Annotated in this window: 1 rRNA gene; it reads left to right on the top strand. The window is 56.8% G+C overall.

Annotated elements, in window-relative coordinates:
- A 16S ribosomal RNA gene (locus KZ498_RS24640) occupies positions 1-774 on the top strand; the annotation flags it as partial.

The raw sequence follows: 774 nt of genomic DNA, 5'->3' as shown, positions 1-774 counted from the left end.
CCGGCGCTGTAGGATGTGGCTGCGGCCGATTAGGTAGATGGTGGGGTAACGGCCCACCATGCCGATAATCGGTACAGGTTGTGAGAGCAAGAGCCTGGAGACGGTATCTGAGACAAGATACCGGGCCCTACGGGGCGCAGCAGGCGCGAAACCTTTACACTGCACGACAGTGCGATAGGGGGACTCCGAGTGTGAGGGCATATAGCCCTCGCTTTTCTGTACCGTAAGGTGGTACAAGAATAAGGACTGGGCAAGACCGGTGCCAGCCGCCGCGGTAATACCGGCAGTCCGAGTGATGGCCGATATTATTGGGCCTAAAGCGTCCGTAGCTTGCTGTGTAAGTCCATTGGGAAATCGACCAGCTCAACTGGTCGACGTCCGGTGGAAACTACACAGCTTGGGGCCGAGAGACTCAACGGGTACGTCCGGGGTAGGAGTGAAATCCTGTAATCCTGGACGGACCACCAATGGGGAAACCACGTTGAGAGACCGGACCCGACAGTGAGGGACGAAAGCCAGGGTCTCGAACCGGATTAGATACCCGGGTAGTCCTGGCTGTAAACAATGCTCGCTAGGTATGTCACGCGCCATGAGCACGTGATGTGCCGTAGTGAAGACGATAAGCGAGCCGCCTGGGAAGTACGTCCGCAAGGATGAAACTTAAAGGAATTGGCGGGGGAGCACCACAACCGGAGGAGCCTGCGGTTTAATTGGACTCAACGCCGGACATCTCACCGGTCCCGACAGTAGTAATGACAGTCAGGTTGACGACTT

Source organism: Haloarcula sp. 1CSR25-25, assembly GCF_032027985.1.
GTDB lineage: Archaea > Halobacteriota > Halobacteria > Halobacteriales > Haloarculaceae > Haloarcula.
The sequence above is the reverse complement of the archived record's forward strand: the minus strand, read 5'-3'. Positions and strand labels throughout refer to the sequence as shown.